The following is a 12,561-nucleotide window of genomic DNA, read 5'->3' on the forward strand; positions in this document are numbered from 1 at the left end:
GGCGGCGTCGCAGGCCAGGCCCACCATCTCTGGACAAACTGGACATGCACCGCGAGAGCTGCGAAGCGGACGTAGCTGTGCACACGGCTCCCGGCGTCAAGAGGGCTGAGCCCGCGCCTACGTTGATTTCACGAGGCTTGATGCATCGGCGCGTGGCGCGACCGGCCGACGATCCGGATCGCAGACGCAGGGGCCGTCTGAATCGCCGGATGGGCGGGCGGGTGCGAACCCTGGGTGAACGGCTAGACCACGCCCCGGAACAAGGGCAGGCAGGCCATTGCAAGCTGTTTGACGTGGCGGTCGTCGGTGCCGCAGCAACCGCCCATGACATTGAGGCGTTTCAACCGGTGCATCTTGAGCGCGGCATAGGCCTGCCCCAACTCCACCGGGTCGCCCGCATCCAATTCGGGCGCCTCGTTCAACTCGGCATGGCTCATCCTGGAGGCGTTCGCGCGCAGACCGCGAATCCGCCCAGCCCACGGCGCGTCGCCATGCACCACCTGCTGGAAGTGGCTGGGGTGGGCGCAGTTGATCATGAAGTAGGCCGGATAACCCGCGGTGGCGCCGTCCACCTGCTGGATGGCGTCAGCCAGGGACTGCCCCGTCGGCAGCCTGCCATCGGTCTCCACCGTGAAGGAAATGACGACGGGCATGTTCGCCTGCTTCGCGGCCAGCGCGATCCCCGACGCCTCTTCGACGTAGTTCATGGTGATGGCGGTCACCAGGTCGGCCGCGGTGCCGGCGAAGGTCTCGACCTGCGCACGATGGTAGTCCTGCGCTTCGCGCACCGACATGGCACGGTCCGGGACATAGCCGTCGCCGCGAGGTCCAAGGCATCCGCTGATGACGATCGGCGTCCGGCGAGTCTGGTAGGCATCGCGGATGTCCTCCAGCAGACCCACCAGCTGTCGGTTGACCGCCGCAAGCTCCTCGGGGCTGTAGCCCAGCCTGCTCCCCCAGTCTGGATTGGACCGCCAGGTTGCCGTTTCCAGAATCAGCCCGACGTCGAAGCTTCTGGCCAGCGCCGCGTAGGTCCGGAAGTACTTCCGCAGCACTCTTTCGCCTTCCGGCGTTCGGAGCAGGTGAAAGGCGGCAAAGTCGGGAAGTTCCTGCCCCTCCAGAAAGATCAGGGTGGTCTCGATGCCGCCGTCGGTCATGAAGAAATCATCACTGAGCTGCGGCAATGCGCTCCTGTAGGTTGCCATCGCTGACTCCTCTCATTCGGGTGTCCGAATGGCCGCAGCCGCCAAGGCGCCGGGCCCGCGAAGCGGATGATGACAGTGAGCGCCTCGCGGGCCAAGTGCTTGGCCGGCGGCGCGCCTTTTCCCCCTTCAGGCTTCGGCTGTCGTCGGCGGACACGCCGCAGGTGATTCTCGATGTTGCGTTCGGAAAGGCCCATGCTGGATGCAGGCTTCCGCCGGTCGCTTTCCGGCAGCCATCCAGCGCATGACCGTTTGTTCGCGCGGAGTCAGGCGATGCTCGAACCGCTGAGCCTTTCCGGTCGACGCCCGCACCCGGCGGCTCCGTGCAACGGCGTCAGGTCGTTCGGCGCTTCACATTCGGAACCAAGGCCTTGATCACCGCGTCGGCCATCCGATGAAGAGACGGCGCGTTCTGATAAACCCGCTCCATCACTGCCAGGCCTCGGGTGAATGTGATGACAACCTGCGCGGTTTCCTTGGGGGACAGCGACAGCTGTGTCGACATATCCCCCGTCGACATGGCGGCTGAGACGACGCCCTGGAGCTCGTCGAGCAACTGACGCAGCCGCTCCTGGATGCGCGGGCCTGCACCGTCGACCTCCGTTGCCGTCTTCGTGGTGAGACAGCCCCGAGGCGGTACGCCTTGCGTCATGTTGGTGATCGCGACCTTGAAGAAGGCGCGCAACGCCGTCTCTGCACGGGGTTTGTCGAGGGCTGTGCGCGCGTTGTCCAGAAACCTGGTGGCGTACGCCTCGAAGGCCAGCAAGAACAGTTCCTCCTTGCCGCCATAGGCGTGATAGAGCGAACCGCGCTGCACATCGGCGGCCTCTGCCAGATCGGCCATGGACGTGGCCCGCCAGCCTTTTTGCCAGAACACGTCCAGCACGGCGTCCAGCACCTTGGCCTCATCGAACTGCCTGACTCCTGCCATGAGAAATCCTCGCGCTTTCTATCTTTGACAACGACGTCAAACTTGACAATACTGTCAATGATAATCCGTCCGCCATGCAGGCGATGCCCGCGGCGCCAGGCAAGACACTGGCATCGTTCTGAAGGAACCCCACTCGATGACTCGGCTTTCTGCCTCACCGCCAATTTCCCAACTCGGCATCGATCGTCGATGGGTGGGTGTGCTGTTCGGACTCGCTTCGGCCCTGATCTGGGGCGCCTTTCCGGTCGTGACTCGCTTCGGGCTGACCCACACGGCATTGGACGTCTACGACATCACCTGCATCCGGTACACGGTCTCGGGCGTGATGCTGCTGCCGTTTCTCGTACGACGAGGTCTCATGGGGCTGCGCTGGACAGCCATCGCGCTCATGACCGCCGGCATTGGCGCGCCCTACATGCTGGTGGTCGCCTTCGGCCTGGGCATGGCGCCGGTGGAGCAGTTCGCCGTGGTCACGCCTGGCAGCATGATCCTGTTCTCGGCGCTCATCAGCGCCTGGGGACTCGGCGCCAGGCTCTCGCGCAGGGAGACGGCGGGCATTGCGCTGATCATCCTCGGGGTCGCGCTGGTCGGCTTCCACAATTTCAGCGCCGTCCGCTCCTCGCCGTGGGCCTACCTGATCTTCCTGCTGGGCGGGCTGCTGTGGGCCATTTACACAGTCTCGTCCAAGCAGTTCTCTGCATCGGCGCTGCACGCCACCGCCATCGTTTCGGTGTTCTCGATGATCATCTACCTGCCCGCCTACCTCGCGACGCGCGGGCTGCACCTGTTGCAAGCGCCGCTGGGTGACATCGGCGTGCAGGCGTTCTATCAGGGGGTGATGGTCTCCACGGTGGCCTTGTTCTTTTTCAGCAAGTCGGTACAGATTCTTGGCGCAGCCGTCGGTGCCACGTTCGCTGCACTCGTTCCCGGCGCAGCGACGCTGCTGGCCCTGCTGGTCCTTGACGAGCGGCCCAGCGCCACAGCCATTGCCGGGCTGGTCATCGTCACAGGCGGCATGACGGCGATGCTGATACAGCAACGTCGATCCTCGTCCCCCGTTGAATCCAGAGGACATTGAGTCCCTGAATCCGGCAATTTCCGTCGAGGCGTTTCTGCATTGAAGGGCGCAGCTTCCTCGGTGGTTCATTCATCGAACAGGCGGCGCAGCCGCGAGGCCGTGGAGCAGCACCGTCCAGTGCTGCAGTCGGGCCATGGCGGTCTCGCGGCCTTTCTGCGTCGCTTGTGGACCGCTGCCGTCGTCGGCCAGCGCGATCAGTTCATGGGCAGCCGTCGTCACGGCCCGCGCGAAGTCCTCGGTGCGGCCCTGCCACACCACGATGCGATGGTGCAGGCCCATTTGCGCGGCGCGCTGCGCATTGATCGCCTGCTCGGGCTGGTCGGTCAGCAGCAGCAAGATCGGCTTGCGGTACACCGCCGCGACCGACAGCGCCGCCATGCCGGGCGCGGAGACGATGAAGGCGCTGCGCGCAGCCCTCTCGATCCAGTGCTCGTCCTGCGCGTGCCAGCCCGCGCGCTGCGCATAGCCTTCGCCGACGAGGTGCGCCGGCGCGCGCGCCTCGGCCAGCCCGCGCTCCAGGCCGTCGGCCAGTGCGGCTTCCTTGAAATGCGGGTTGAGGTACACGGCGGCCTGCGGTGCGAGGTCGTCGTGCGCTTCCGTGTCGACGCCCACCACGGCCACCGGCGTGGCGAGCCGGTGGCCGCCGCGTCCGTCGGCCTGCGGCTCGCCGTAGGCGAAATCGTGCGCGATGCGCGCGCGGCTGCGGTCGATCTGCCACGCGACGATGCGGCCGAAGATGTTCGCCATCCACGCCGGCATGCGCCCGCTGAAGTTGGTCTGCAGCGCGTGCCGCAGGCTCGCGCCGTACACATGCACCACCTTGCGCCGCCAGACCGGCATCCAGCCCATGAACAGCAGCGCGGGGTGAAAGGAATCGTTCACCACCAGGTCCGCATCGCGAAACCACGCGCGCAGCCGAAGGATGTCGCGCAGCATGCGCTCCGGGCGGAACACGTAGTGCGCCACGTTGCGGTCGGTTTCGCGGCGCAGCATGTTCTGCTCGCGGTCGAACTGCACCGCGTAGTGGCGCGAGAGCACCGGCGCCTCGATGCCGAAGCCGGCAAGAAAACGCGCGCCTTCATCGGAGGTGGTGAGCACCTGCACGCTGGTGCCCGCGGCGCGCAGCGAATGGGTGAGCAACTGCGCGCGCATCAGGTGGCCGCGCGCGTCCGCAGTCGCGAGGTAGACGATGCGCGGCGGCATCGACGGACTCAGGCCGCCACCGGCCGCGCACGGCCGGGGCGCAGGCGCAAGGCCACGCCCGCGAGGTACATGCCCAGCGCGCCGGTGATGCCGAAGCCGCGCTCGGTGTCGCGCACCTCGCGCATCAGCTGTGCGAGCCGTGCCTCTTCGTGCGGCGCCACGCAGCGCTGCAGCGTGTGGCTGCACAGGCGGATGTGGCGGTCTTCGTCGGCCAGCACGCGCGTGAGCAACGGATGCAGCGCATGCCGCGGGCCGATCAGCGCGCAGTGGCGCTGCAGGATGCGCGAGGCCATCTGCTCGGCGGCGAGGCCGATCGCATAGGCCGGCACGAGGCCGCCGTGCGCGAAGTGCGGTGCATGGCGCTGGATCAGGCGCTGCCAGCGCGCGAGCTTGCGCTGGCTCAGCCAGTCGGGCTTCGGCGCTGCTTCCGGCGATGCAGCCGCCTGCGCCGTGCCGCCGCGCGCGACGATGGCGTCGGCAAAAAGCCGCGCATGCAGTTGCTCGTCGGCCAGGTGCTGGTCGAGCTGGCGTGTGAGCCACTCGGGCGCGCTGGTGCGCAGCTCGCGCTGCAGCGCCTGCTCGGACGATTCCTCGCCGATCAGATAAAGGCGCAGCAGCATCACTTCGCCGGCGCGGCTCGCATGCATCTGGCGCAATGCGGCGCGCTTGATGTGATGCACCAGCCGGGCCTGCAGCGCCGGCCAGCCACGCAGTTGCGGCGGCGAGAGGCAGTCGAATGCCGCGTTCGCCGGGGCGGTGTCAGCGTCCATCGGCTTTTTTTGCCACCGGGGTCTGTGGCTGCTGTTGCTGCCAACCGAGCACGAGGCCGATGAAGCTGCCTTGAAGAAAGGCGCGCGCCGATGCATCGGCACCGGCGAACTCGCGCTGCTGACCGTCGTAGCGCACGTAGCCCTTGCCGCCCGCGGCACCGAGCACCAGCTTCTCGTTTTTGTGGAAGCCGCGCTGCATCAGCGGCAGCAGCAGCGACTGCGATTCGAGGCCATAGAGGAACAGGTCGCGCTGCACCACCTGGCGCGGAATCTGTCCGCTCAGCGCCTGCAGCTCGAGCGACCAGTCGCCCTGACGCATCGCTTCGGACAGCTCGCTGCCCTTGGCCCCCGGCGCGTGGAAATGCGCGCGCGCCACCGACTTGGAGGCGCGGCCCAACCCCAGGCCGACGGTGATGTCCGCATCGGTGGCGCCGCCTTTGCGGTTGTCCCGCACCTGCACGAATTCGTTGGCGAGCCGCGCGGCGATCGAGGGCCTGGAGAGCGTCTCGGCGATTTGCGTCGGCGTGAACACCACGCGCTCGGCGCCGCCTTCGACCACCACGACCTGGTACGGGTCGATGCGGATGTCGCTGAACTCGCCGCCGACGGGCGAGTGCGCATGGCTGCTCACCGACCAGTCGTTGCCCGAGCGGCTCAGCAGCGCATGGAAGGTCAGCGGCACGCGCTGGCCACTGTGGCGCGACTGGCCGGAGCCTTGCAGCAGCACGTCGCCCACGACGGTCTTGCGGCCGTAGGTGCGCGGGTTCGCAAAGCGCAGGGTGTGCGCCGCGCTGTCGAGTGCGGCGCGCGTGTTGGCATCGTCGAGCGCGAGGCGGTTGCACTCGTTCGCAGGGCCTGCGAGCGCGGAGAAGGGGCAGCCGCTGTCGGACTTGAAGTTGAAGACGCCGCGCCCGGTGAAGTCGGCGGCGCCCGCCGCGGCGCATGCACCGGCCAGCACCAGAAGGCCGAGGATGTCTTTCTTGTTCATGTCGGGCGATGGTACGAAAGCGCCTGCGCGTCCGCGTTCGTGCGGCCCGTCGTGTGCAGGCCGATGCCGCGCGCGAAGGCGCCGAGCATGTCGATGGCCGAGAAACCCACGATCAGCGCCACGCCCGCGAGCCAGCGCAGGCCGCGCAGGGGCGGCAGGTCCTGGTGGTTGAGAGCGCGCACGCTGAAGCCCAGCCGCGTGAACAGCACGCACAGCGGCCCGATCGGCCCGCTCTTCGCAAGCCACTGCCAGCGCGCCGACACGTAGCTGCGCAGCAGATGCGGCGTGAGCGAATAGGTGTCCTGCCCGCGCATCCAGCGCAGCTTGAGCGCTTCGGCGCGCGTGTCGGGCAGGCGGTGCTCGGTGTGGGCCGCGGCCGCGTAGTGAATGGGGACGTTGGCCGCCTTCAGCCGCATGCCCAGCACCTGGCAGTGCGCGCGGTAGACGCCGTCGAGCGCCTGGTAGCTGTGCTGCTCGAACACGTCGCGGCGAAAGGCCACGTTGTTCGCGTAGAAGTTGCTCGTCGCGCCCGCGTGGTCGGCGTTGGGAAAATACATGAAGTCGATGGTCGTGAGCGCGGTGCCCACGATGCTGGCCGCGTAGCTCGTGCGGCCGGCGACCACCGCGGGCGCATCGGCGCCGCGCGTGAAGGGCGTGAGCATCTGCAGCAGCCAGTCGTCGTCGGGCAGGCAATCGGCATCGGCGAACACCACATGGTCGCAGCGCGCCGCATCGGTGGCCGCAAAGCCGACGTTCTTGGCGTCGTAGTAGCCGGTGGCGGCGTCGATGCGCACGAAATCGATGGGGCGGCCCGCCAGCGCCGTGACGGCTTCGCACGATGCGGCGCTCAGGCCGTCGTGCGTGATGACCACCTGGGCCAGGGCCGTGAGCGGCAGCTTCTGCTTGGCCAACAGGGCGACCAGGCGCTGCAGGCTGGTGCTTGCGGCGGCTTCGGCATCCGCTCCGCCGCGCAGGTTGTTGGTCTCCAGGACCAGCGCGCAACGCGCGGCAACGTGATCGGGCATCATCGAATTTTCCTGTCGGGACATTGTTTTGAAGGCTTGCATCCTGCTTTTATCTCACAACCGCCGCGGCTGCCAGTGCCTTGAGGGAGGGGCTTGCGCATGAGGCTCGCCATCTTCGGCGCCGGTTATGTGGGCCTCAGCTTCGCCGCCTGCATGGCCGAAGCGGGGCACGAGGTGCTGTGCGCGGATGCCGATGTCGGCCGCATCGAGGGGCTGCAGCAGGGCCGGATGCCGCTGCACGAGCCGGGGCTGGAGGCGCTGGTGTCCGCAGGCCTCTCGACGGGAAAGCTGCGCTTCACGGCCGACGAGCGCGCGGCGAGCCTGCATGGCGACGTGCTCTTCATCGTGGTCAACACGCCGGCAGACGCGCAAGGCGATGTCGACCTGCGGCATGTGATGGCCGTGGCTCGCAGCATCGGGCAGCACCGGGACCGCGATGCGGTGGTCGCCTGCAAGTCCACCGCGCCGGTCGGCACCGCGGAGCAGGTCGAGGCCGTGCTGCGCGCAGCGCTTTCGCAGCGCGGTGCGGCCCATCGGATCACGGTGGCCGTGAACCCCGAGTTCCTGCGCGAGGGCTCGGCCGTGCGCGATTGCCGCCAGCCTGACCGCGTGGTGATCGGTGCGACCGACCCCGCGGCCATCGACCTGCTGACACGGCTCTACGAACCCTTCGTGCGCGACCCGACGAAGCAGCTGCTGGTGATGGACCGGCGCTCCGCTGAGCTCACCAAGTACGCCGCCAACGCGATGCTCGCGACCCGCATCAGCTTCATGAACGAGATGGCGCGCGTGGCCGAGCATGCGGGCGCCGACATCGAGATGGTGCGCCGCGGCATCGGTTCGGACCGGCGCATCGGCCCCGACTTCCTGCAAGCGGGCGTGGGCTATGGTGGTTCGTGCCTGGCGAAGGATGTGCGGGCGCTGCGGCATGCGGCCGATCGCGAAGGGCAGCCGCTGCGCCTCCTCGCGGCCGTCGAGACCGCGAACCACGAGCAGAAGGGGCGCCTCTTCGACCTGATGACGCATCACTTCGAAGGCCGCATCGCGAACAAGACCATCGCGCTTTGGGGCCTGGCCTTCAAGCCCGACACCGACGACATGCGCGATGCGCCGAGCTTCGTGTTGCTGGAGCGCCTGTGGGCGGCGGGCGCGCATGTGCAGGTGCACGACCCGGCGGCGATGCCGAATGCGCGCGCCATCGTCGGCGAGCGCGGCGACGTGCGCTGGTGCGACACGCCCGAAGACGCATTGCAGGGTGCCGACGTGCTGGCGCTCGTGACCGAATGGCCCGTGTTCCGCCGCCCCGACCTGGCGCGCATCGCCCGCACATTGAAGGCGCCCGCGATCTTCGACGGCCGCAACCTCTACGACGCCGCCGAAGTCGAAGCCGCCGGCATCGCGTACTACGGCATCGGGCGCGGCCGGTCAGTGCGGCGCTGAATCGTCGTCAGCAGCATGCCGGTCATTCGCCGGCTTTTGATCCATTGAAAACGTCAACCCCATGTCGGAACGCATCGAACTGAAGCTTGATTGGACAAGAAAACAGGTCCGGCAACTGGCCGCAAACGGCGAGCTGTCCATCCTGCAATTTGCCGCCGCACAGGAGGTACCGCCTTCGCTGCTGGAAATCCTGAACGAAGATCTCTTCAGGCATCGGCCGGACATCACATGGCGGATGTATGGAAGCTACGCACGCGTGTGCGATCTTTCTTGTCTGAGGCTCATGCCCCATGTCGAAAGGTTGAGCCTTGACTGCCTCACCCGGGTCAGCAATGCGCATGCCGTAGAGGCCTTGCCGAAGCTGAAGGAGTTCGTCTTTGATGTGTACGAAGCAGATTCACTGAATGTGCTGAACGCAGTGCCCACGGACCTGCAAAGACTCAGAATCGGCAAGACGAAAACGAAGAAGACCGACCTTTTCGGGCTGGAGCGCTTTTCCCATCTGAGACAACTCGTTGTTGCTGGCCACACGCGAGGCCTCGAGGTGATTGGAAAGCTGTCGACCTTGAATGAGGTGTCCCTCATGGGGATGCCTCTGTCGAACCTGGTCTTTCTACGGCATCTGCCCCACCTGCATACGCTTCAACTGGGATTCGGAAGCGCGCAGAACCTGGACACGCTTGCGGGCCTGAACGCCCTGAGACACCTGGCACTGTTGCGGATCAAGGATTTGTCGGACCTGTCGGTCGTCAGCCAACTGGAGACGCTGCAAAGGTTGACCGCGCAAGATCAGTCACACCTTGCCAGCTTGCCCTCGTTGGCTGCGCTCAAGGGTCTGGCGCTGATCGTCCTCAACAACGTGGGGCTGAAGGACCTGAGGTGGGTGGCCTCTGCACCGGCGCTCGAAAGCCTGGCCATGTTTCAGATGCCAGCGCTGGCGCACGGTGACATCCAGAGTCTCCTGAGTCAGCCCGGCCCTCTGAGGCGCCTGATGGTGGGGTTGAAAAGCGCCCGCGAGCACAAGCTCGCGCGACAGGCGATCGAGGATTCAGGCCTGTGGGACGATGGCGGATGGTGGCGGTGACATCGCGACCCTTGGCGTCGTCGTCGCATTGAACTGCGAGGTGATGTCTGTACTCGTCAATTCGGAAATGACCTGCATGAGCAGGGCCGCACTGACCGGCTTGGGCATCCCCACTCGCATATTCGGGCCTGCGCTCATTCTCGGCGCGCGTTGCTTTGGCGCACGGCGTGCAGGTACCCGTCCAACGCCAGCAGCACCTCCTCCACCATGACATCCGCGCTCGGCAGGGCGGCACTCACCAGCAGCGTCTGCTTCACCAGCGCATCGACGACGGTGTAGGCGCCGAAGGCCACGCGGGCATCGTGCAGCCCTTCGGGCCAGTCCACCGCGCTCGTCAGCGCCTTGCCGAAGAGGTTGACGTTGTGCTGGTACAGGCGGTTGTAGACGAGCTGCGGCGAGACACGGCGCTCGATGGAGCTCAGCACCCGCCAGCGCCCGCCGCCCTCCAGCATCGTGTGCACCTGTGTCTGCGCCAGCAGACGCGTGATCTCGCGCAGCGTGCGTTGGCCTTCCGCCTGGACGACGTCGTCCACCGCGCTCGACAGCGCGGTCGAGAGCTTGCGCACCCAGGTGCGCACGGTCATGGCCGCGACCGCTTCCTTGCCGGGGAAGTACTGGTAGACGCTGCCGACGCTCACGCCGGCCACGTTGGCGATGTCGCGCATCGACGTCTTCTCGTAGCCCTTTTCCAGCAGCAGGAGCACGAAGGCGTCCTGGATGGCGATGGACGTCATCCATGCGCGTGACTGGGAGGGCTTGCGTCGGGGTTTGAGGGCGGTCGTCATGGCTGAAAAGCGAACACCGGGACGGCGCACGCAAGGAGGAGGGCCTCGTTGCAGAGGGAAATCAACGCCTCGGGGCGCGTCCCGAAAACTGAACATGCCTGCCCGGTCGATTTCCTAGACTTCTTCCAACCCAAGGCAGCCGGTGGCCGCGAGCCCCGAACCTCACTTCAACCCAAGGCCAACGCGCGCACTCGTCATTCTTGCATGTCACTTCCTGCGTCCTACAAAGCTCCATTGCGCGAACTGCGCTTCGTCCTGAACGATTTTCTCGGCATCGACGGAGAACTGAAGGCGCTTCACCTGTCCGGCGCCATCGCCCGCGAAGACATCGACGTGCTGATGACGGACGTGGCGGCCTTCGCCGAAGAGGTGCTCGCACCGCTCAACCAGAGCGCGGACCGCGAAGGCTGCACCTGGCGCGATGGCGAAGTGGCCACCCCCGGCGGCTTCAAGGCCGCTTACGACATGTTCCGGGGCAAGGGCTGGGCCGGCCTGGGCGCGGCGCTAGAACACGGCGGCCGCGCGTGGCCGACGGTGCTGACCCATCTGGTGACGGAGCTGATCGGCTCGGCCAACCATTCCTGGCTGATGTACCACAGCATCTCGCGCGGCGGCTACGAATGCATCCGGGCCAACGGCACGGCCGCGCAGCAGGCGGCGTACCTGCCCCACCTGGCCAGCGGCGCGTGGACCAGCAGCATGTGCATCACCGAGCGCGAGGCCGGCACCGACGTGGGCCTGCTGCGCACGGTGGCCGTTCCCCAGCCGGACGGCAGCTATCGCCTCACGGGCCTCAAGCGCATGGTCACGGCCGCCGAGCACGATCTGGCCGACAACATCGTCCACCTCGTGCTGGCCCGGATCGCGGGTGCGCCCGAGGGCGCGCGGGGGCTTTCGCTGTTCATCGTGCCGCGGCACCTGCCCGGCGCGGCCGAGCGCAACGGTGTGCGCTGCGAAGGGCTCGAGGACAAGATGGGCATCCGCGGCACGCCGACCTGCTGGTTGCGGCTCGACGGTGCGCGCGGCGAATTGCTGAACACCGCCGGCAACGGCCTGGCGGCCATGTTCGTGATGATGAACATCGCCCGCCTGGCCACGGGCATGCAGGGCGTGAACCAGGCCGAGGCGGCCTACCAGCTGGCGCGCGATCACGCCCGCACGCGGCTGCAGGGACGCGGCTTCGGCGGGGCGCGCAGGCCCGAGCCGCAGCCTGCCGCCGATCCGTTGATCGTGCATGCCGATGTGCGCCGCATGCTGCTGGTGCAGAAGGCCTGGACGGAAGGCGCGCGCGCGCTGGCCTACTGGTTGGCGTTGCAGGTCGATCGCTCGAAGCTCCACCCCGAGCCCTCGGTGCGCCGCGAGGCCGACGAGCTCGTCTCGCTGCTCACGCCGGTGCTCAAGGCCTTCGCGACGGACAACGGCTACGCCAGCACCACCCTGGCACAGCAGGTCATGGGCGGCTGGGGCTACCTGGACGACAGCGGCGTTCATCAGTACCTCCGCGACGTGCGCGTGGGGCAGATCTACGAAGGGGCCAACGGCATCCAGGGTCAGGACCTGCTCGGTCGCAAGATCCTCGGCGACGGGGGCGCCAGGCTGCGCCGGTTCCTGGACGTGGTGCACCAGGTGCTCGAGAAGCACGAGGCGCACCCGGTGCTGCAGCCCTGGGTGGCGCAGACGCGGACGCTGTGCGCGCGCCTCGAGGCGCTGGCCCGGCACCTGATCGCTCGGGCACCGTCGCACCCCGACCAGGTCGGCGCGTCCGGCCACAGCTGCCTGCGCATCGTCGGTGTGCTGGCCCTCGCGTGGCAGTGGATCGGCATGGCCTCGATCGCGCAGCGCAGGATCGACGCGCGGCAGTCCGATGGCTTCGACGTCGCCAAGGTGGCCACGGCCCGCTTCTATTTCGCGCACCTGTTTCCCGAGGTCGAGCAGCACTTGCTGGTGGCCGCGCAGGACGACGACGCCGTGATGGCGCTGGACGCCGACTTCTTCTGATCCCACCGCGCAGCCGCTCCCGGCTGCGCCCAGAGCAACACGGGATGCGAAGCCCGG

The 12,561-nt window shown here is 67.4% G+C and carries 11 protein-coding genes; 4 read left to right on the top strand and 7 right to left on the bottom strand.

Translation table 11 applies throughout. The features are described 5' to 3' along the window. Positions 1 to 242: 242 nt before the first annotated feature. Entirely contained in the window at positions 243 to 1,205 is a 963-nt protein-coding gene (locus VBO01S_RS06030; protein ID WP_062471923.1) for a homocysteine S-methyltransferase family protein, read from the bottom strand. 331 nt (positions 1,206 to 1,536) lie between these two features. Further along, positions 1,537 to 2,133: a TetR/AcrR family transcriptional regulator gene (locus tag VBO01S_RS06035; protein ID WP_062471926.1), complete on the bottom strand. Its 597-nt coding sequence runs from the start codon at positions 2,131 to 2,133 to the stop codon at positions 1,537 to 1,539. A 136-nt stretch (positions 2,134 to 2,269) separates the two neighbouring features. Here VBO01S_RS06035 and VBO01S_RS06040 point away from each other — a divergent pair, with 136 nt between their 5' ends. Further along, the gene (locus VBO01S_RS06040; protein WP_082818003.1) at positions 2,270 to 3,211 is read left to right on the top strand and encodes a DMT family transporter; all 942 of its coding nucleotides are present in this window, start codon (positions 2,270 to 2,272) and stop codon (positions 3,209 to 3,211) included. Between the two features lie 69 nt (positions 3,212 to 3,280). Here VBO01S_RS06040 and VBO01S_RS06045 read toward each other — a convergent pair whose 3' ends face one another. From VBO01S_RS06045 to VBO01S_RS06060, 4 genes are read right to left on the bottom strand one after another with little or no spacing between them, the layout of a single operon-like run. Beyond that, positions 3,281 to 4,414 (bottom strand): glycosyltransferase family protein, encoded by a 1,134-nt coding sequence (locus VBO01S_RS06045; RefSeq protein ID WP_062471930.1) that lies wholly within the window; start codon positions 4,412 to 4,414, stop codon positions 3,281 to 3,283. A gap of 8 nt (positions 4,415 to 4,422) precedes the next feature. Beyond that, positions 4,423 to 5,184 (bottom strand): hypothetical protein, encoded by a 762-nt coding sequence (locus tag VBO01S_RS06050; RefSeq protein WP_062471934.1) that lies wholly within the window; start codon positions 5,182 to 5,184, stop codon positions 4,423 to 4,425. After that, complete coding sequence (locus VBO01S_RS06055) at positions 5,174 to 6,172, bottom strand: hypothetical protein (RefSeq protein ID WP_062471935.1); 999 nt, start codon at positions 6,170 to 6,172, stop codon at positions 5,174 to 5,176. The genes VBO01S_RS06050 and VBO01S_RS06055 overlap by 11 nt, the downstream gene beginning before the upstream one ends. After that, positions 6,169 to 7,200: a glycosyltransferase family 2 protein gene (locus tag VBO01S_RS06060; RefSeq protein ID WP_082818004.1), complete on the bottom strand. Its 1,032-nt coding sequence runs from the start codon at positions 7,198 to 7,200 to the stop codon at positions 6,169 to 6,171. The genes VBO01S_RS06055 and VBO01S_RS06060 overlap by 4 nt, the downstream gene beginning before the upstream one ends. A gap of 96 nt (positions 7,201 to 7,296) precedes the next feature. Between VBO01S_RS06060 and VBO01S_RS06065 the strand changes: the two genes are divergently transcribed. Continuing rightward, a complete protein-coding gene (locus VBO01S_RS06065) occupies positions 7,297 to 8,637 on the top strand; it encodes a UDP-glucose dehydrogenase family protein (protein ID WP_062472042.1) in 1,341 nt (446 codons plus the stop codon). 61 nt (positions 8,638 to 8,698) lie between these two features. Further along, the gene (locus VBO01S_RS06070; protein WP_062471938.1) at positions 8,699 to 9,721 is read left to right on the top strand and encodes a hypothetical protein; all 1,023 of its coding nucleotides are present in this window, start codon (positions 8,699 to 8,701) and stop codon (positions 9,719 to 9,721) included. A 134-nt stretch (positions 9,722 to 9,855) separates the two neighbouring features. On the opposite strand, the gene VBO01S_RS06075 is transcribed toward VBO01S_RS06070, so the two are convergent. Next, positions 9,856 to 10,506, bottom strand: a complete 651-nt coding sequence (locus tag VBO01S_RS06075) for a TetR/AcrR family transcriptional regulator (RefSeq protein WP_218005382.1) — start codon at positions 10,504 to 10,506, stop codon at positions 9,856 to 9,858. 234 nt (positions 10,507 to 10,740) lie between these two features. Here VBO01S_RS06075 and VBO01S_RS06080 point away from each other — a divergent pair, with 234 nt between their 5' ends. Then, positions 10,741 to 12,504 carry an acyl-CoA dehydrogenase C-terminal domain-containing protein gene (locus tag VBO01S_RS06080; RefSeq protein WP_062471941.1) on the top strand — a complete coding sequence of 588 codons (1,764 nt, stop codon included), beginning with the start codon at positions 10,741 to 10,743 and terminating at the stop codon, positions 12,502 to 12,504. Positions 12,505 to 12,561 lie beyond the last annotated feature (57 nt).

It is taken from the genome of Variovorax boronicumulans NBRC 103145, from assembly GCF_001591345.1.
GTDB lineage: Bacteria > Pseudomonadota > Gammaproteobacteria > Burkholderiales > Burkholderiaceae_C > Variovorax > Variovorax boronicumulans.

Excerpts from the sequence above, each read along its gene's own strand:
- VBO01S_RS06030 (WP_062471923.1), bottom strand. The coding sequence starts at position 1,205 with ATGGCAACCTACAGGAGCGCATTGCCGCAGCTCAGTGATGATTTCTTC.
- VBO01S_RS06035 (WP_062471926.1), bottom strand. The coding sequence starts at position 2,133 with ATGGCAGGAGTCAGGCAGTTCGATGAGGCCAAGGTGCTGGACGCCGTG.
- VBO01S_RS06065 (WP_062472042.1), top strand. The coding sequence starts at position 7,297 with ATGAGGCTCGCCATCTTCGGCGCCGGTTATGTGGGCCTCAGCTTCGCC.
- VBO01S_RS06045 (WP_062471930.1), bottom strand. The coding sequence starts at position 4,414 with ATGCCGCCGCGCATCGTCTACCTCGCGACTGCGGACGCGCGCGGCCAC.
- VBO01S_RS06060 (WP_082818004.1), bottom strand. The coding sequence starts at position 7,200 with ATGATGCCCGATCACGTTGCCGCGCGTTGCGCGCTGGTCCTGGAGACC.
- VBO01S_RS06040 (WP_082818003.1), top strand. The coding sequence starts at position 2,270 with ATGACTCGGCTTTCTGCCTCACCGCCAATTTCCCAACTCGGCATCGAT.
- VBO01S_RS06070 (WP_062471938.1), top strand. The coding sequence starts at position 8,699 with ATGTCGGAACGCATCGAACTGAAGCTTGATTGGACAAGAAAACAGGTC.
- VBO01S_RS06075 (WP_218005382.1), bottom strand. The coding sequence starts at position 10,506 with ATGACGACCGCCCTCAAACCCCGACGCAAGCCCTCCCAGTCACGCGCA.
- VBO01S_RS06055 (WP_062471935.1), bottom strand. The coding sequence starts at position 6,172 with ATGAACAAGAAAGACATCCTCGGCCTTCTGGTGCTGGCCGGTGCATGC.
- VBO01S_RS06050 (WP_062471934.1), bottom strand. The coding sequence starts at position 5,184 with ATGGACGCTGACACCGCCCCGGCGAACGCGGCATTCGACTGCCTCTCG.